The sequence below is a fragment of the Sphingomonas sp. R-74633 genome (assembly GCF_013416555.1).
Lineage (GTDB): Bacteria > Pseudomonadota > Alphaproteobacteria > Sphingomonadales > Sphingomonadaceae > Sphingomonas.
In genome coordinates, this window is sequence record NZ_JACCFG010000004.1 from 350564 (window position 1) to 365781 (window position 15218).

General features: G+C 65.9%; 23 protein-coding genes. 20 read left to right on the forward strand and 3 right to left on the reverse strand.

Annotation, left to right across the window (positions count from 1 at the left end):
* Positions 1–78: 78 nt before the first annotated feature.
* The 15 genes from motA to HZY97_RS15095 all read left to right on the forward strand — a co-directional run bounded on the left by motA (position 79) and on the right by HZY97_RS15095 (position 10583).
* Positions 79–963, forward strand: coding sequence for a flagellar motor stator protein MotA (gene motA / locus HZY97_RS15025; protein ID WP_180145377.1), 885 nt, complete (start codon positions 79–81; stop codon positions 961–963).
* Positions 938–1255 carry an STAS domain-containing protein gene (locus tag HZY97_RS15030; protein WP_180145379.1) on the forward strand — a complete coding sequence of 106 codons (318 nt, stop codon included), beginning with the start codon at positions 938–940 and terminating at the stop codon, positions 1253–1255. Before motA ends, HZY97_RS15030 begins: the two co-directional genes overlap by 26 nt.
* Positions 1252–1617, forward strand: a complete 366-nt coding sequence (locus HZY97_RS15035; protein WP_180145381.1) for a response regulator — start codon at positions 1252–1254, stop codon at positions 1615–1617. Before HZY97_RS15030 ends, HZY97_RS15035 begins: the two co-directional genes overlap by 4 nt.
* Entirely contained in the window at positions 1614–3833 is a 2220-nt protein-coding gene (locus HZY97_RS15040; RefSeq protein ID WP_180145384.1) for a chemotaxis protein CheA, read from the forward strand. Before HZY97_RS15035 ends, HZY97_RS15040 begins: the two co-directional genes overlap by 4 nt.
* Positions 3830–4324: a chemotaxis protein CheW gene (locus tag HZY97_RS15045; protein WP_180145387.1), complete on the forward strand. Its 495-nt coding sequence runs from the start codon at positions 3830–3832 to the stop codon at positions 4322–4324. Before HZY97_RS15040 ends, HZY97_RS15045 begins: the two co-directional genes overlap by 4 nt.
* A 44-nt stretch (positions 4325–4368) precedes the next feature.
* Positions 4369–5199, forward strand: coding sequence for a protein-glutamate O-methyltransferase CheR (locus tag HZY97_RS15050; RefSeq protein ID WP_180145390.1), 831 nt, complete (start codon positions 4369–4371; stop codon positions 5197–5199).
* The gene (locus tag HZY97_RS15055; protein ID WP_180145393.1) at positions 5199–6236 is read left to right on the forward strand and encodes a chemotaxis response regulator protein-glutamate methylesterase; all 1038 of its coding nucleotides are present in this window, start codon (positions 5199–5201) and stop codon (positions 6234–6236) included. Before HZY97_RS15050 ends, HZY97_RS15055 begins: the two co-directional genes overlap by 1 nt.
* Positions 6236–6625: a response regulator gene (locus tag HZY97_RS15060; RefSeq protein WP_180145397.1), complete on the forward strand. Its 390-nt coding sequence runs from the start codon at positions 6236–6238 to the stop codon at positions 6623–6625. The genes HZY97_RS15055 and HZY97_RS15060 overlap by 1 nt, the downstream gene beginning before the upstream one ends.
* Positions 6625–7149 carry a chemotaxis protein CheD gene (locus HZY97_RS15065; protein ID WP_180145400.1) on the forward strand — a complete coding sequence of 175 codons (525 nt, stop codon included), beginning with the start codon at positions 6625–6627 and terminating at the stop codon, positions 7147–7149. Before HZY97_RS15060 ends, HZY97_RS15065 begins: the two co-directional genes overlap by 1 nt.
* Positions 7149–7523: a hypothetical protein gene (locus tag HZY97_RS15070; RefSeq protein ID WP_180145403.1), complete on the forward strand. Its 375-nt coding sequence runs from the start codon at positions 7149–7151 to the stop codon at positions 7521–7523. Before HZY97_RS15065 ends, HZY97_RS15070 begins: the two co-directional genes overlap by 1 nt.
* Complete coding sequence (locus HZY97_RS15075; protein WP_180145406.1) at positions 7504–8358, forward strand: flagellar motor protein MotB; 855 nt, start codon at positions 7504–7506, stop codon at positions 8356–8358. Before HZY97_RS15070 ends, HZY97_RS15075 begins: the two co-directional genes overlap by 20 nt.
* A gap of 10 nt (positions 8359–8368) precedes the next feature.
* Complete coding sequence (locus HZY97_RS15080; RefSeq protein ID WP_180145409.1) at positions 8369–8815, forward strand: hypothetical protein; 447 nt, start codon at positions 8369–8371, stop codon at positions 8813–8815.
* Positions 8816–8901: 86 nt separating this feature from the next.
* A complete protein-coding gene (locus HZY97_RS15085; RefSeq protein ID WP_180145412.1) occupies positions 8902–9525 on the forward strand; it encodes a PilZ domain-containing protein in 624 nt (207 codons plus the stop codon).
* Positions 9526–9675: 150 nt separating this feature from the next.
* Entirely contained in the window at positions 9676–10218 is a 543-nt protein-coding gene (locus tag HZY97_RS15090; protein WP_180145414.1) for a pseudouridine synthase, read from the forward strand.
* Positions 10215–10583, forward strand: coding sequence for a reverse transcriptase-like protein (locus tag HZY97_RS15095; RefSeq protein ID WP_257215093.1), 369 nt, complete (start codon positions 10215–10217; stop codon positions 10581–10583). The genes HZY97_RS15090 and HZY97_RS15095 overlap by 4 nt, the downstream gene beginning before the upstream one ends.
* Positions 10584–10669: 86 nt before the next feature.
* Here HZY97_RS15095 and fliP read toward each other — a convergent pair whose 3' ends face one another.
* The 3 genes from fliP to HZY97_RS15110 are packed head-to-tail and all read right to left on the reverse strand — an operon-like array spanning position 10670 to position 12226.
* Entirely contained in the window at positions 10670–11413 is a 744-nt protein-coding gene (fliP, locus tag HZY97_RS15100; protein ID WP_180145421.1) for a flagellar type III secretion system pore protein FliP, read from the reverse strand.
* On the reverse strand, positions 11406–11990 hold the full coding sequence (locus HZY97_RS15105; RefSeq protein ID WP_180145424.1) for a flagellar biosynthetic protein FliO: 585 nt from the start codon (positions 11988–11990) through the stop codon (positions 11406–11408). Before HZY97_RS15105 ends, fliP begins: the two co-directional genes overlap by 8 nt.
* Positions 11990–12226 (reverse strand): FliM/FliN family flagellar motor switch protein, encoded by a 237-nt coding sequence (locus HZY97_RS15110; RefSeq protein ID WP_116841995.1) that lies wholly within the window; start codon positions 12224–12226, stop codon positions 11990–11992. The genes HZY97_RS15105 and HZY97_RS15110 overlap by 1 nt, the downstream gene beginning before the upstream one ends.
* A gap of 115 nt (positions 12227–12341) precedes the next feature.
* On the opposite strand from HZY97_RS15110, the gene flgC reads away from it, so the two are divergent.
* Genes flgC through flhB form a run of 5 tightly spaced genes read left to right on the forward strand, consistent with a single transcriptional unit; the run spans position 12342 to position 15191 of the window.
* Positions 12342–12749 (forward strand): flagellar basal body rod protein FlgC, encoded by a 408-nt coding sequence (flgC, locus tag HZY97_RS15115; RefSeq protein WP_180145427.1) that lies wholly within the window; start codon positions 12342–12344, stop codon positions 12747–12749.
* Between the two features lie 24 nt (positions 12750–12773).
* On the forward strand, positions 12774–13091 hold the full coding sequence (locus tag HZY97_RS15120) for a flagellar hook-basal body complex protein FliE (protein WP_180145430.1): 318 nt from the start codon (positions 12774–12776) through the stop codon (positions 13089–13091).
* A gap of 5 nt (positions 13092–13096) precedes the next feature.
* The gene (locus HZY97_RS15125; protein WP_180145433.1) at positions 13097–13363 is read left to right on the forward strand and encodes a flagellar biosynthetic protein FliQ; all 267 of its coding nucleotides are present in this window, start codon (positions 13097–13099) and stop codon (positions 13361–13363) included.
* A complete protein-coding gene (gene fliR / locus HZY97_RS15130; protein WP_180145435.1) occupies positions 13360–14121 on the forward strand; it encodes a flagellar biosynthetic protein FliR in 762 nt (253 codons plus the stop codon). The genes HZY97_RS15125 and fliR overlap by 4 nt, the downstream gene beginning before the upstream one ends.
* The gene (flhB, locus tag HZY97_RS15135) at positions 14121–15191 is read left to right on the forward strand and encodes a flagellar biosynthesis protein FlhB (RefSeq protein ID WP_180145438.1); all 1071 of its coding nucleotides are present in this window, start codon (positions 14121–14123) and stop codon (positions 15189–15191) included. The genes fliR and flhB overlap by 1 nt, the downstream gene beginning before the upstream one ends.
* Positions 15192–15218: the final 27 nt, after the last annotated feature.

Sequence of the window (15218 nt, forward strand, 5' to 3'; positions counted from 1 at the left end):
ATTTGGCGGCCTGGCAACCCCGCGCCGCCAAATCCTTCCTATAATTCTGGAAACAACTGAGACATCGGGCGAAGCACCATGCTGAACGGCATCGGATTCATTATCATTCTGGTCTGCGTGTTCGGCAGCTTCATGATCTCGGGCGGCAAGTTCGAGATCATTGCCCATGCGCTGCCGCACGAGCTGATGGCCATCGGCGGAGCCTCGATCGGCGCGTTCATCGTGTCGAACTCGATGGCGACCGTGAAGGCGGCCGGCAAGGGCATCATGCGCTCGTTCAAGGGCGGCAAGTGGAAGGCGCAGGACTATAAGGACCTGCTCACGCTGATGTTCACGGTGCTCTCCACCTTCAAAAAGGGTGGTGCCACCGCGCTCGAGCCGCATCTGGACAAGCCGGAAGACAGCAGCCTCTTCACGCCCTATCCGCGCCTGCTCAAGGACCACCACCTGATCGAGTTCATCTGCGACTATCTGCGCATGATGACGGTCAACTTCGAGGACCCGCATCAGATCGAGGCCGCGATGGACGCGGACATCGAGAAGCATCACCACGAAGAGGCCGGCCCGCAGCACGCCCTCCAGATCATGGCCGACGGCCTGCCTGCAATCGGCATCGTCGCCGCGGTTCTCGGCGTCATCAAGACGATGGGCTCGATCGACCAGCCGACCGAGATCCTCGGCGCGATGATCGGTGGCGCGCTCGTCGGCACCTTCATGGGCGTTCTCCTGAGCTACTGCGTGGTGGGCCCGCTCGCCTCGAAGCTGCTCGAGACCATCGATGCCGACCACAAGCCGTTCCAGATCGTGAAGACGGCGATCGTCGCCTACGCCCAGAACCAGCCGGTTCAGGTCGCGATCGAGATCGCCCGCCGCATGACGCCGTCGGCCTATTCGCCGACCTTCCAGCAACTTGAAACCGCACTTGACGAGGCCAAGAATGGACCAGTCCCAGCAGCTGCCTGATGCCGAGGAGCGCGCACTGCGTCTCCCCGCCCATGGCACCACCGTCACGGCCGAAGATCTGCGTGTGCGCCTCGTGCTCGCCGCGGATCATGATGACGCGATCGAGATCGATGCGTCATCCGTCGAAAGCGTCGGCCAGGCCGTGCTCCAGCTCCTCGTCGCCGCGCGCGCCGAAGCTGCGAGCGGCGGCCAGGAATTCCGCATCGCCAACCCTAGCCCTGCATTCGTCGATCGCGTGAACCGCTGCCAGCTGGCCGCCGCGATCGGCCTCGAGACCGGAGACGTTCTGTGAGCAAGTTGATCCTTACCGTCGATGACTCGGCCAGCATGCGTATGCTGCTCAAGACGTCGCTGACCGCGCAGGGCTTTCGCATCGAAAGCGCCAATGACGGCGAGCACGGCCTCGAGCGCATGCATGAGGTGAAGCCCGATCTGCTGATCACCGACATCAACATGCCCAAGATGGACGGCTTCGAGCTGATCGAGGCAGTGCGTGCGCTGGGCGAGTTCCGCGGCACGCCGATCCTGGTGCTCTCGACCGAATTCTCGGACGAGAAGAAGGCCCGTGCCCGCTCGGCCGGTGCAACCGGCTGGATCACCAAGCCCTTCGAAGCCACGAAGCTGGGGGCGGCGATCCGCCGCGTGTGCCCGTGAGCGACGAATTCGACGATATCCAGGCAATCTTCTTCGAAGAGTGCACCGAAGGTCTGACGACTGCCGAGCAAGGCCTTTCGGCCATGCAGGCGGGCGACATCTCGGCCGATGTGATCGCCGGCGTGTTCCGCGCGGTTCACTCGATCAAGGGTGGCGCCGGCGCGTTCGGCCATGCCGACCTGACGGCTTTCGCGCACAAGTTCGAGAATGTCCTCGACGAGATCCGCGGGGGCAAGATCCCGCCCAGCCCCGGCGTGGTCAAGGTGATGCTGAGCGCGTTCGACGTGCTCTCGGATCACGTCGAAGCCGCCAAGGGCCTGGCCCCGCGCCCGGCCGACCAGGCCGCACTCGACGCACTGGAGAAGGTGCTCGCCAACAAGGGCGCGGATGATGCCGCGCCCGCAGGCAACTCTGCCGCTGCCGTCCCTCCGGCGGCGGCGGAGACCCCGGCGCCCGCAGTCGATGACGCGGACGAGTTCGGCTTTGTGCCGATGGCCGTCTCGCTCGACGATTTCGACGCGCCCGCAGCCCCGGCTGCCGAGGACGCGATGTGGACCGTCGTGTTCAAGCCGTCGCGCGCCGCGCTGGCCAATGCCGGCGAGCCGCTGCTGATCATCCGCGAGCTGGAAGGCCTGGGCGCCGAGATCGTCAACGTCGATACCTCGACGGTGCCGTCGCTGCGTGACCTCGATCCCGAGGACGCCTATTTCACCTGGACGCTGCGCCTGCCGGGCGAACTGGCCGAGATCGACATCACCGATTGCTTCGATTTCGTCGCACCGGATTCGCTCGTCGAAGTCCGCCGCGACGTGACCTCGGTTCCTGCGCCTGCCGCCGCGCCGTTTGCCGAGATCTTGGTGGAAGCGCCCGCCGCTGCTGCCGCGCCCGCGGCCGATGATTTCGGCTTCGTGCCGGTGACTGCCGGCGTCGAGGATTTCGCCGCCGAGATGCAGCGCGTGGTAGAGCAGATCGCCGCCGCTTCGCCGCCGATCGGCAGCGTCGAGACGCCCGCCATCGCCCCGAAGTCGGGCAATGGCGATGCGCAGCAGACGATCCGCGTGGACCTGGGCAAGCTCGACCTGCTGCTCAACCTGGTCGGCGAGCTGGTGATCCGCAACTCGATCCTGGCCGACCGGCTCTCGCCGGCCGACCGCCAGCGCGTTGAGCTTCCCGAGCTCGCTCGCCTGACGCGCCAGATCCAGGACAATGTGATGTCGCTGCGCGCGCAGCCGATCAAGCAGGCCTTCAGCCGCGTGCCGCGCATGCTGCGCGACCTCTCGGTCGAGACCGGCAAGATCATCAACCTCGAGACGATCGGTGAGACCACCGAAGTCGACAAGGGCGTGATCGAGAAGATCGGCGATCCGCTGACCCACATGATCCGCAACGCCGCCGACCATGGCCTGGAGAGCACCGAGGAGCGCATTGCCGCCGGCAAGAGCCCCGAGGGCACGATCAAGCTTTCGGCCGAGCAGCGCGGCGCCCGCATCTTCGTGCGCGTGCAGGACAATGGCCGCGGCATCAACCGCGAGAAGGTTCGCGGCAAGGCGATCGAAAAGGGCATCATCAGCGCCGACGCGCAGCTGTCGAACGAAGAGATCGACCAGCTGATCTGCGCGCCGGGCTTCTCGACCGCTGACGTGATCTCGAACATCTCGGGCCGCGGCGTGGGCATGGACGTGGTCCGCTCGAACGTCGAGGCACTCGGCGGCCGCGTGGAGATCCACTCGGTGCCGGGCGAAGGCACCAGCTTCACGATGATCCTGCCGCTCACGCTGGCGATCCTGGACGGCATGATCGTCCGCCTCGCCGGCCAGCGCTTCGTCCTGCCGCTCGCGCATGTGCTCGAGACCGTGCAGCCCGAGCCGGGCCAGGTGAAGCGCACGGCGCCGGACTGCGAAGTCATCGACATGCGCGGCGAATATGTGCCGGTGAAGCGCGCAACCGAGATCTTCGGGCTGAACGATGACCGCGCTGTCGAGGACTCGCTGGTGGTGATCGTCGAGAGCGAAGGCTCGGGCAAGGTCGGCCTGGTTGTCGATACCATCGATGACCGCCGCGAAGTGGTGATCAAGAGCCTCGACCAGAACCTGCACCCGATCCGCGGCCTGGGCGGCGCCACCATCCTTGGTGACGGCTCGATCGCACTCATCCTCGATATCGAAGCGCTCGTCGCCTCGACCACCCGCTATAACCCGAAAGGACTGGCAGCATGACGACCACCAATGACACCGTGGCGGATCGCAAGATCGTCACCTTCTCGCTCGCTCAGCAAACCTTCGGGATTGATATGCGCGCGCTGATCGAAATCCGCGAATGGGAAGACCCCACCCCGCTGCCCAATGTTCCGGGATTCATCAAGGGTGTGACCAACCTGCGCGGCAACGTGATCCCGGTGGTCGGCCTGGCCGAGCGCCTGGGCTGGGAGCCGAGCGCGATCCACGCCCGCTCGTGCGTGCTGGTGGTCAACATCGCGGGCAAGCAGGCCGGCTTCCTGGTCGACGAAGTCAACGACATCGTCGCAATCGGCGAGACCGAGATCCAGCCGGCCCCCGAGGTCGAGACGATCGAGCCGACGGTGATCGGTGGCCTGGTGCGCATCTCGACGCGCCACAAGGACGGCACCAAGGACGAGAACGGCACGATGGTGCTGCTGCTCGATCTCGACGCGCTGAGCCTGACCAAGCACCTGGATCTCGCAGCGTGACCGCCGCCGGGGGCGCCCTGGCGCCTGCCGGCGTCGGGGTTGGCATGGCGGCTGCGAACGCGGAGCTGACGCCCCGTGACTTCGCCGCCATCGCCGCCATCATGCACGAAGATGCGCGCATCGCGCTGAGCGAGGCGAAGACCACGCTTGTCCAGTCGCGCCTTGGGCGCCGGCTGCGCGAGCACGGCCTGAGCCGTTTCTCGGAATATGTCGCGCTCGTGCAGAAGGACCCGGTGGAACGCCATGCGATGGTGGTGGCGCTGACCACGAACCACACGCATTTCTTCCGCGAGCCGCATCATTTCGACCATTTCCGCGAGCATGTGCTCCCGGTGCTCAAGCGCAAGCAGGGCCCGATCCGGATCTGGTCGGCGGGATGCTCGTCGGGCGAGGAGGTCTATACGATCGCCATGTGCCTGCTGGGGCCGGACCGCACGTCCGCGACCTGGCTGCGCAATGCCGATGTCCGCCTGCTCGCGACCGACATCGCGCCGCATGTGGTGGAAGCCGTCAAGCGCGGCTTCTACGCGGACAATATCGCGCAAGGCGTTCCCGAGCCTTATCGCTCGACCTGGATGAAGCCCGTGCAGGGCGGCTTCCAGGTGGCGGAAGAGGCGCGGGCGCTGGTGACGGCCAAGGTGCTCAACCTGTTCGAGCCCTGGCCGCTCAAGGCGCAGTATGACGTGATCTTCTGCCGCAACGTGATGATCTATTTCGGGGACCCCGCGAAGGAAGAGCTGGAGGCGGGTTTCGTCAATCAGCTCGCACCGGGTTCGCATTTGTATATCGGTCATTCCGAGCGGCTCATCGGCCCTGCGGCGCGCAACATGCGCTCGTGCGGCCACACCATTTACCAGAAGCCGGAGGTGCACTGATGGCACCGGTACGCACGCTGATCGTCGATGACAGCGCCTCGATGCGGGCAACCCTGAAGCGCATGCTTTCGGGCGATCCCGGGATCGAAGTCGTCGGCGCCGCACCCGAGCCGTTCGCGGCGCGGGAAATGATCAAGACGCTCAACCCCGACGTGCTGACGCTCGACGTCGAGATGCCGGGGATGGACGGACTGTCGTTCCTCGAGCGTATCATGCGCCTCCGGCCGATGCCGGTGGTGATGTGCTCGACGCTGACCGCCCGCGGCGCGGAAGTGACGATCGAGGCGCTCCGCCTCGGCGCGGTCGATTATGTCACCAAGCCCAGCGGCACGCCCGAGGATATCGAGCGCGACGCGGCCTTGCTCTGCGAGAAGGTGAAGGCCGCCGCCCGTTCGGTGGCCCGTGCCGGCCCGCAGCGCCTGCCGGCCCAGCCCAGCCTGGCGGCGGGTGCGGTCGGCGAGCGGATCATTGCGATCGGTTCGTCCACGGGCGGCGTCGAGGCGCTGTTCTCGCTGCTGCCGGCGCTGCCGGAAAACTGCCCGCCGGTGCTCATCGTGCAGCATATGCCTGCCGCATTCACGCGCAGCTTCGCAGAGCGACTGAACGGCGAATGCCGTGTCCAGGTTGTGGAAGCTACGGATGGCGCGCCGGTGCTGCCGGGAACCGTCTATATTGCTCCTGGGGGCTCCACGCACATGGAGCTCCAGGGTGGCGTTCGCGGCCGGATCAAGCTGCGCGAGGGCGACCCGGTTTCCGGCCACCGCCCCTCGGTGGACATGCTGTTCCGCTCGGTCGCGCCGCTTGGCGCCGCCGCGGTGGGCGTGATCATGACCGGCATGGGTTCGGACGGTGCGCAGGGCCTGCTGGCCATGCGCCAGGCCGGTGCCCGTACGCTGGGCCAGAGCAGGGAAACCTGCGTGGTCTGGGGAATGCCGCGCTCGGCAAAGGAGCTGGGTGCGGTGGAACATGAAGTTGGATTGTCGGGCATGCCGGGAGAGATCCTCAAGGCATGCCGAGAGAAAGTTGGGAGCGTCTGATGCCTGCTGCTGCAGCAATCAAGGTGATGGTCGTGGACGACCAGACCAGCATGCGCGCGATGATCCGTCGCGCACTGCAGGACCTGGGTTTCAAGGACGTACGCGACAAGCCGAGTGCGCCCGAGGCGCTCGCGGCGGTCAAGAGCGACCGTGTCCACCTGATCATCTCCGACTATAACATGCCCGAGATGGACGGCCTCCAATTCCTGGAAGCAGTCCGCACCGACGCAGTGATCGGCAAGACGGTGTTCATCATGCTCACCGGCTCGTCGGACAAGGAGATCGTGCAGAAGGCCGCGGCCCTCGGCGTGAACAACTATGTCGTGAAGCCCTTCGCACCGGCGGCGCTGAAGGAAAAGATCGAGCGCGTCTTCGGCGAGCTGACCTGATGCGCCGCGTCTCGATCGTCCAGGGCGAGAATGCGATCGTCGCCGAGCCGGGCGTCGTCGTTTCGACGCTGCTCGGTAGCTGCGTCGCCGCATGTCTCTACGACCCCGTCGCCAAGGTGGGTGGGATGAACCACTTCCTCCTTGGCGAACCGGGCGCGGACCAGCGCGTAGCGGCCGGAGACATGCAGCGCTATGGCGTCCATGCCATGGAGCTTCTGATCAATGGGCTGATGGCGCGGGGCGCGATGCGCACCCGGCTGAAGGCCCATCTGTACGGCGGCGGGAACATTGTTTCCGGCCTGGGCGGCATCGGGACGGCCAATGCGTCGTTCGCGCGCCGCTTCATGGCCGACGAAGGCATCGAGGTCGCCCACGCCGATCTCGGAGGCACTTCGGCGCGCAAGGTCGAGTTCCTGCCCCACGAGGGCAAGAGCCGCTGCACCAAGGTGGCGGACCGCGTCCCCGATCGCCCCCCCGTCCCTGTCAACCTGCCGCCCGCCGGCGGAGACCTGGAGCTTTTCTGATGTCGTGCATGCCCGTGCCCGCCCAGCCTTATCTGGCCGAGCCGTTGCCCGGCTACGACCCCTATGCGGGCGCGCTCCACAGCGTGATCGCCAGCGAGCTGCGCGAGATGCGCGACATGCTCGAGCGACTGGCGGAGGTGCTCGTCGCCGACGAACAGTTCGCGCAGGTCCATATCGAACAGCTCCAGTCGTTCGACTATCTGATCCAGCACACCGACGAGTGCGCAAACCTGCTCGAGCGGATCGCCGGTGGTGAGGACTCGCTGAGCGCCGTCAACCACGTCCGCCTCGCCGAGGTGCAGGAACGGCTGCGCGACGCGCTGTCGATGAACGAAACCATCGGGGGTAAGTGGCATGGCTTCGATTCCGAATGATCGTCCGATCATCATCAAGCGCGTCAAGAAGGTCGCGGGCGGCCATCATGGCGGCGCGTGGAAAGTCGCATATGCCGACTTCGTGACCGCGATGATGGCGTTCTTCATGCTGCTCTGGCTGATCGCCAATCCCGACAAGCAACGGCTGAAGGGCCTTGCCGCCTATTTCTCGCCGACCATTTCCGACACCGCCCCTTCGACGCCCGTAATGGGCACGTCTGAGGGTGCCGGCGGCCAGGCGCGCCGCTCGTCGAACGACAGCAGCCGCGCCAACGGCACGCCGACGACCCAGGCCGCAACCAACGGCGCGGCGCGCGGCGGCACCGCCGAGGTTCCCGACACGTCGATGCGGGTGCTGGCCAGCGAGCTGCGCATCGCGCTCGACGCCGTGCCGCAGGACCAGGCACGCAAGAACATCGCGATCGAGCCCGATCCCTCGGGCATGCGGATCACGCTGATGGACACCGACAAACAGTCGATGTTCCGCGCCAACACCGCCGAGCTCAATCCCTTCGCCAGGGCGCTGCTCGCCAAGGCCGCGGCCAAGCTTGCCCAGTCGGGCGGGCAGATCGCGATCGAGGGCCATACCGACGCCTCGGGCGGCGGCGGCCAGAGCGATGCCAACTGGCAATTGTCGAGCCAGCGCGCGCTTGCCGCGCGCCAGGCGATGATCGCCTCGGGCATGACGCCGGACCGTTTCGCGCAGATCATCGGCATGGGCGGCACCCGTCCGGTCTATCCCGACCAGCCCGACCGCCCCGAGAACCGCCGCATCACCATCGTATTGAAGGCGGAAGCCTCGTCGCTGCCGACCGACAGCAGCTTCAAGTTCTGAGTATAGCGCCATGAAGAAGATCCTGTTCTCGGTCATCGTATTGCTCGCCGGGCTCGGCCTGGGCGGCGGCGCCGCGCTCGCCACGCTGGTGATCCTCGGCCCCCGCCCCGCGCACGCCGAAGCCAAGGCGGAAGCCGAGGACAAGACGCTGGTCTTCGTGCCCGTCGACAAGCTGCTCGCGCCGCTGGTCACCGCCGATGGGCGGCTGACCGGCTATGTCCAGTTCCAGTTCAATCTCGAAGTGGCCGAGGACAAGTCGGGCGAAGTGACCAAGCGGCTGCCGCTGCTGCTCCACGCGATCAACATGCGCACCTTCAAGACGCCGATGGCGGCAGGCCCGGACGGGATGCTCCCCGGCCTCGACCAGTTCCGCAAGGTCGTCGAGAGCGCGGCGCCCGAGGCGTTCGGCCCCGGCGTGGTGCGCAAGGTGGCGATCACCCAGGCGACCCCTGCGTAAAATACGTATTTTGCAGATCCCGGACCCGCTCAGAGCGTCGTCGGTTCTATAAAATACATAGGATACGCAATTACGCTGAGGACATCGTGGAACTCACCCCCGCAAGTGCTTTCGAGGACCGCGAAGAGTGGGTCGAGCGTGCGCCGCGCGCGGTCGCCACGCTGCTCGTCGCCAAGCTGAGCCATGAGGGCAATCCCGGCCAGCTCTGCCGTGTTCGCAACATCTCCGAAATGGGCATGCAGATCGACACCGTCGCATCGCTGCTACCCGGGATGCATATCACCGTGGAGACCCGCGGCGGCGCGCAGCTGACCGGTACGATCGCCTGGACCCAGGGCCGCCGCGCCGGCGTGCGCTTCGACGGGCCGATCGATGTCGAGGCCATCCTCGGCAAGCCGCAGGCAGTCGCTGCCACCGCGGCACCGCGCCCGCGTTCGCCGCGCTTCGTCGCCGAAATCCCGGCACGGATCAGCTCCTATGGCCGCTCGATCGACGTGGTGCTGGCCGACCTCTCACAGGGCGGCGCCTGCCTTCGCCTGCAGCGCACGCTGCGCGCCGACACCGAAGTGATCCTGATGATCCCCGGCCTGGCGCCGCGCCGCTGCACCACGCGCTGGAGCCATGAGGAATATACCGGCGTCGCGTTCCACGACCCCTTCTCCTATCTCGAGCTCTCGACCTGGCTGGACAGCCCTCACGCGCGCGGCTGACCGGTTCGACGAGACACGAAAAGGCGCTCGTGCTGCGGCACGGGCGCCTTTTTTGTTGGTGCCTTGCAGATCGGGCGCTGAATGATCAGAACGCCGCGCATTGCTGATTTCGCTTTGTCGTGAGGACGAGGCCTTCCCAAGGAGCACGGCATGGCGCGGCTCATCCTGCTCAACAAGCCCTATGGCGTGCTGAGTCAGTTCACCGATCGCGGCACGGAAACGGCACGCGCCACCTTGTCGGACCTCATCGAGATGCCGGGCATCTATCCGGCCGGCAGGCTGGATCGCGATAGCGAGGGACTGTTGCTGCTCACCGATGACGGCAGGCTGCAGGCACGGATCGCCGATCCGAAGTTCAAGCTGCCAAAGACCTATTTCGTCCAGGTCGAAGGCGAGCCCGATGAGGCCGCGCTGGGCCTGCTGCGGACCGGCGTCATGCTGAAGGACGGCCCGACCCTGCCGGCGTTGGCCGAGCAGATCGACGCCCCTGCCCTGTGGCCGCGCGATCCGCCGATCCGCTACCGCGCGAATATTCCCGATCGCTGGTTGAAGCTGACCATCCGCGAAGGGCGCAACCGCCAGGTTCGCCGCATGACGGCGGCCGTGGGCCTTCCGACGCTGCGGCTCGTGCGGTGGAGCATCGGAGACTGGTCGCTTGCGGATCTGCCGATTGGCGAATGGCGCATCGCATGAAGCTGTTCTTCGACGGCGGTTGCCGCCCGGCGCCGATCGGCATGGAACTGGCGCTCGTGGTCCGCGGCCAGAGCTATATCCAGCGCGACCTCGGGCCAGGCACGGCGATGGATGCCGAGTGGCTGGCGCTTATCGCGGCGATGCGCCACGCCTATCGCCACGGCCTGGTCGACGCGGTGCTGCTCGGGGACGCGCTAGCAGTGATTGCCCAAGCGAACGGCCAAGTCCGTTGCCCGCCTTCCTGCGTCCGCCACATGGAGGTTTTTCGCTCGTTACCGCGGCCTGCGGGCCGATTGCGGATCCGCTATCTAAAGCGCACGCAGAACCTTGCCGGCATCGCACTGGCAGCACTCCACGGACGCTAAGGCCGCGCGGGAACCGGCCCCCAAGCAAAAGGGGCGAGCGCCCCCCGGCACCCGCCCCTCTTCCCTGAACACCTGGCCGCTTTGCCTTATGTGGCGAAGCTCTTGACCAGCGACCCGGCGACCAGCGCCCAGCCATCCACCAGCACGAAGAAGATGATCTTCATCGGCAGGGATATCGTAGGTGGCGGGAGCATCATCATGCCCATCGCCATCAAGACCGCGGACACCGCCAGGTCGATCACCAGGAACGGCAGCAGCAGCAGGAAGCCGATCTCGAAGGCGCGGCGCAGCTCCGAGATCATGAAGGCCGGCGCCAGCGTGGTGAGCGGCGTCTCGGCTCGGCTCTGGATCCTGGTGTTGCCCAGATCGGCGAACAGCTTGAGGTCGCTGTCGCGCACCTGACCGAGCATGAATTTCTTGAAGGGCTCGGCAGTGCGCTCGAAGGCGACCTGCTCGGTGATCTTGCCCTTGGTATAGGGATCGACGCCCTGCTCCCACGCCTTGTTGAAGGTGGGGGCCATGACGAAGAAGCTGAGGAACAGCGCCAGGCTGATGATCACCGGGTTGGGCGGCACACCCTGCGCGCCGATGCCGGTGCGCAGCAGCGAGAGCGCCACTACCATGCGGGTGAAGCTGGTGACGGTCATCAGCAGGCCCGGCGCGAGGCTGAGCACCGTCAGCATCAGCACCAGTTGGATGGCCTTGCCCGAAAGCGCGCCATCCGGGCCGGTCGCCCCACCGATGTTGATCGTCGTCCCCTTCGACTGGGCATAGGCCTCAGCCGGCAAGAGGATCAACGCGGTGACCAGCACCGCAAGAAGCTTACGCATCGAGCGCGGCCCGAACCGCTGCGCGGTTCCACCGCGTGGTGTTGCGCTGCTCGCGGACGCGCTTGGCCGGGCGCTGCGCCGGGATGGCACAGGCGGCGACGACCGTGGTGGCGCGGCGATTGGTGGACGGGCGCTTGGGCAGATCGAGCGACTTGGGCAGCTCGATCAGCTTGGAGAGTTCGGGGAGCTTGGGCAGCTCGACCTTCTTGAGATCGACCAGCTTGGCGAAATTGCCCTTCAGCGCAGCCAAGTCCTCGGCGAGGTTGGCAGCGGGCGCCGGCTCGGCGACCGGCTCGGGCTCGGCCGCGATCGGCGCGGCGATGCCGGTCTCGATCGTCGACTGGCCTTCGGGGCCGAACATCACGAGATGCTCCATGCCGTCGCGGCGGATCAGTGCGACCGAGCGCTTGGCATCGACCGACAGCCGCTCGACGATCTCGATCCGCTTGCGGCGCGAGCTGGTCACGCGGCCGGGCAGCTTCACGTCATAGCGCTTCACGAACCACAGCGCGCCGGCCAGCATGCCGAGCACGATCCCGAGCGCACCCAAAGTGCGCAGCATCGACAGAATATCCATCAGTGGCGCTGCTTCTTCACGAGTTCGGTGATCTCCAGCGACATCACTTCGCCGTCGACCAGAACCACGCCCTTGGCGACCAGCTCGTCATTTACATAGACGAGCGAGGGATCGTCCTGGCTGCTTTCGAGGGGGATCATCGCCCCACGGCTCATCTGCAGGACCTGCCGGATCGGCACATTGGCCGACCCCAGCACGATCGAGAGATCGACCATAATTCCTTCGAGCACCGACATGCGTGTTCCTTTCTGGATTAGTTATAGGAACCTTTTTTCCGCGTCCGGCACCGACCCCGGCAATTTTTGCCTACAATGGAGGAAACGGCCCTCGGGCCTCTCGGGAAGAACGACAATGGACCTCAAGACTTCGCTCGGCATCTCCGCTTCGGGCCTGCGCGCGCAGTCGCTGCGCATGCGCGTGATCGCGGAGAATCTGGCGAACCAGGACTCGGTTGCCGACACCCCGGGCGGCAATCCCTATCGCCGCCGCGTGGCCAGCTTCTCCGCCGAGATGGACCGCCAGACCGGCGGCGTCGGCGTGAAGGTCAAGGCGATCGAGAACGACAAGTCCGACTTCCTGAAGGTCTATCAGCCCGGCCACCCGGCCGCGGACAAGGACGGCTATGTCCTCAAGCCCAACGTCAACGGCCTGATTGAAACGGCCGACATGAAGGCGGCGCAGCGCAGCTACGAAGCCAATCTCAATGCCATCGAGGCCGCCAAGAGCCTGACGATGCGCACCATCGATCTCCTCAAGTAAAACTCCAAAACAAGGATACAGGGAATGTCCATCGGAGCACTCGATGCGATGTCGGCCTATGGCCGCGTCGCAGGCATTGGCGGCGCCAACAGCAAGACCGACCCGATCAAGGACGGCGGCAGCGCCGGCGGCTTCGGCGCGATGGTCGAGAACATGGTCACCGGCACCGCCGACCAGATGCGCACCGCCGAAAAGGCATCGGCGATGCAGGTTGCCGGCAAGGGCGACCTGATCGACGTCGTCACCGCGATCGGCGCGGCCGAGACCGCGCTCGACACGATGGTCGCCGTGCGTGACCGGGTGGTCAACGCCTATACCGACATCATGCGGATGCAGATCTAACCGCGATGCTGCCGTCGCAGGTCATGGCGCTGGCGCAGAGCGCGCTGATGCTGGTGCTCACCGTCGCGGGTCCGCTGTTGCTGACCTCGCTGATCGTGGGCACCGTCATCGGTCTGCTCCAGGCGCTGACCCAGATCCAGGAATCGACGCTCACCTTCGTCCCCAAGCTGCTGGCAATGGGGCTGGTGCTGCTGTTGATGCTGCCCACCATGGGCGCGGCGCTCAATGACTTCATGATGAAGGTCAGCAGCCTGATCGTGACCGGCGGATGATTGATCTGCCCGCCGATCTGACGCTGCAGGTCTCCGCCTTCTTCATCGTCTTCGCCCGCGTCGGCGCCGTGCTCATGCTGTTGCCCGTGTTCGGTGAAGACGCGATCCCCGGCCGCATCCGGCTGATGATCAGCTTCGCGATGTCGGCGGCGATCTATGCGCTGGTCGGCGCCCCTGCCCGCGCCGCGGTCGAGGGTGGCGCGATGCTGCCGATGGTGCTCGTCACCGAACTGATGACCGGGCTCGCCATGGGCATGATCGTCAAGATCCTGTTCTTCGCGGTTTCGATGGCCGGATCGGTGATCTCGACCCAGGTCGGCCTCTCCTCCGCGGTGATCTTCGATCCCGCCCAGAGCAGCAGCGCGCCTTTGCTCTCCAAATTCGTCACCATGGCTGCTGCCCTGGTGTGCATGGGGATGCAGGTCCATCATTTGTGGCTGGGCGCGGTGGTGCACAGCTACCAGACCTTCCCGATCGGCGGCATGCCGCCCGCGCATGACTTCGCGATGCTCGCTGTCGAGGCGATCACGCGCTCGATGACGCTGGGTCTCAGCCTGTCCGCGCCTTTGCTCATCTACGGGATCGTCTTCAACGTCGCGCTCGGCCTTTCGGCCCGCGTCGCGCCGGCGATCCAGGTGTTCTTCGTCGCCCAGCCGCTCAACCTGTTGCTCGGCATCAGCCTGGCCGCCGCCACGCTCGGCACCATGCTCACCTATTTCGCGACCGCCATGGGCGATGCGATGCAGGGAGGCTGGTGATGTCGGGCGATACGGACCAGGACGACAAGACACACGACCCAACAGACAAGAAGCTGGAGGACGCCCGCGAGAAGGGCGACGTGCCGATGGCACCCGAGATGAAGCAGGCCGCGATGTTCATCGGCATGCTCGTCGTGATGGGCGGCCTGGGCACCTATACGATGCAGCTGATGGGCAATCTGTTCGTGCGGCTATGGGGCAGCGCCGACGATTTCCGGATGGAGCCGCAGGGCGCCGAGGGCTTCGCGACCGGCGTGATGAGCGCCTTTGCCACCGCCATGCTGCCGATCCTGGGCACGTTGTTCGGCATCGCGCTGCTCGGCGGCATCCTGCAGGGGCGCCCGATGCTCAGTTGGAACCGGGTGAAGCCGAAATGGTCGAAGCTCAATCCCGTGAGCGGCGCCAAGCGCATGTTCGGCAAGCAGGCGATGGTCGAGTTCGCCAAGACGCTCACCAAGCTCTGCCTGGTCGGCAGCGTGGCGGCATATCTGGCATGGCCCCATGCCGCCACGCTCGATTCCATGGTCGGCGCAGACCTGCAACAGGTCGGCGCCGCGACGCACGGCATCGTCTATTCGATGCTGCGCCCGATCGCGATGCTGGTCGGCGCGCTCGCCTTGTTCGACTTTGTCTGGCAGCGCCGTTCGTTCCTGAAGCGGATGCGGATGAGCCTCCAGGAGATCAAGGACGAGCACAAGAACAGCGAAGGCGATCCGCACATCAAGGCGAAGATCCGCCAGCTCCAGATGCAGCGCTCGCGCAGCCGCATGATGCAGAATGTGCCCAAGGCCAGCGTGGTGATCACCAACCCGACCCATTATGCGGTCGCGCTGCAATATGATCATGGCGCGATGGCTGCGCCGGTGGTGGTAGCGAAGGGGGTCGACGCGATCGCGCTCAAGATCAGGGAGATCGCGGGCGAGAACGGCATCCCGCTGGTCGAGAACCGCCCGCTGGCCCGTGCGCTCTATGCCAGTGCCGAGATCGATCATCCGATCCCGGTGGAGCATTACGCAGCAGTGGCCGAAGTCATCAGCTACGTCCTGAAGATCGCAGGGAAGAAGCGCTGAGCGCCGCTTCCCCGCGATCCCTCAGAA

What these genes read in the sequence shown, in the direction of transcription:
- motA (WP_180145377.1), top strand. Translation starts at nt 79, where the DNA reads ATGCTGAACGGCATCGGATTCATTATCATTCTGGTCTGCGTGTTCGGC.
- HZY97_RS15030 (WP_180145379.1), top strand. Translation starts at nt 938, where the DNA reads ATGGACCAGTCCCAGCAGCTGCCTGATGCCGAGGAGCGCGCACTGCGT.
- HZY97_RS15045 (WP_180145387.1), top strand. Translation starts at nt 3,830, where the DNA reads ATGACGACCACCAATGACACCGTGGCGGATCGCAAGATCGTCACCTTC.
- HZY97_RS15050 (WP_180145390.1), top strand. Translation starts at nt 4,369, where the DNA reads ATGGCGGCTGCGAACGCGGAGCTGACGCCCCGTGACTTCGCCGCCATC.
- HZY97_RS15055 (WP_180145393.1), top strand. Translation starts at nt 5,199, where the DNA reads ATGGCACCGGTACGCACGCTGATCGTCGATGACAGCGCCTCGATGCGG.
- HZY97_RS15060 (WP_180145397.1), top strand. Translation starts at nt 6,236, where the DNA reads ATGCCTGCTGCTGCAGCAATCAAGGTGATGGTCGTGGACGACCAGACC.
- HZY97_RS15065 (WP_180145400.1), top strand. Translation starts at nt 6,625, where the DNA reads ATGCGCCGCGTCTCGATCGTCCAGGGCGAGAATGCGATCGTCGCCGAG.
- HZY97_RS15070 (WP_180145403.1), top strand. Translation starts at nt 7,149, where the DNA reads ATGTCGTGCATGCCCGTGCCCGCCCAGCCTTATCTGGCCGAGCCGTTG.
- HZY97_RS15075 (WP_180145406.1), top strand. Translation starts at nt 7,504, where the DNA reads ATGGCTTCGATTCCGAATGATCGTCCGATCATCATCAAGCGCGTCAAG.
- HZY97_RS15080 (WP_180145409.1), top strand. Translation starts at nt 8,369, where the DNA reads ATGAAGAAGATCCTGTTCTCGGTCATCGTATTGCTCGCCGGGCTCGGC.
- HZY97_RS15090 (WP_180145414.1), top strand. Translation starts at nt 9,676, where the DNA reads ATGGCGCGGCTCATCCTGCTCAACAAGCCCTATGGCGTGCTGAGTCAG.
- HZY97_RS15095 (WP_257215093.1), top strand. Translation starts at nt 10,215, where the DNA reads ATGAAGCTGTTCTTCGACGGCGGTTGCCGCCCGGCGCCGATCGGCATG.
- fliP (WP_180145421.1), bottom strand. Translation starts at nt 11,413, where the DNA reads ATGCGTAAGCTTCTTGCGGTGCTGGTCACCGCGTTGATCCTCTTGCCG.
- HZY97_RS15105 (WP_180145424.1), bottom strand. Translation starts at nt 11,990, where the DNA reads ATGGATATTCTGTCGATGCTGCGCACTTTGGGTGCGCTCGGGATCGTG.
- HZY97_RS15110 (WP_116841995.1), bottom strand. Translation starts at nt 12,226, where the DNA reads ATGTCGGTGCTCGAAGGAATTATGGTCGATCTCTCGATCGTGCTGGGG.
- flgC (WP_180145427.1), top strand. Translation starts at nt 12,342, where the DNA reads ATGGACCTCAAGACTTCGCTCGGCATCTCCGCTTCGGGCCTGCGCGCG.
- HZY97_RS15120 (WP_180145430.1), top strand. Translation starts at nt 12,774, where the DNA reads ATGTCCATCGGAGCACTCGATGCGATGTCGGCCTATGGCCGCGTCGCA.
- HZY97_RS15125 (WP_180145433.1), top strand. Translation starts at nt 13,097, where the DNA reads ATGCTGCCGTCGCAGGTCATGGCGCTGGCGCAGAGCGCGCTGATGCTG.
- fliR (WP_180145435.1), top strand. Translation starts at nt 13,360, where the DNA reads ATGATTGATCTGCCCGCCGATCTGACGCTGCAGGTCTCCGCCTTCTTC.
- flhB (WP_180145438.1), top strand. Translation starts at nt 14,121, where the DNA reads ATGTCGGGCGATACGGACCAGGACGACAAGACACACGACCCAACAGAC.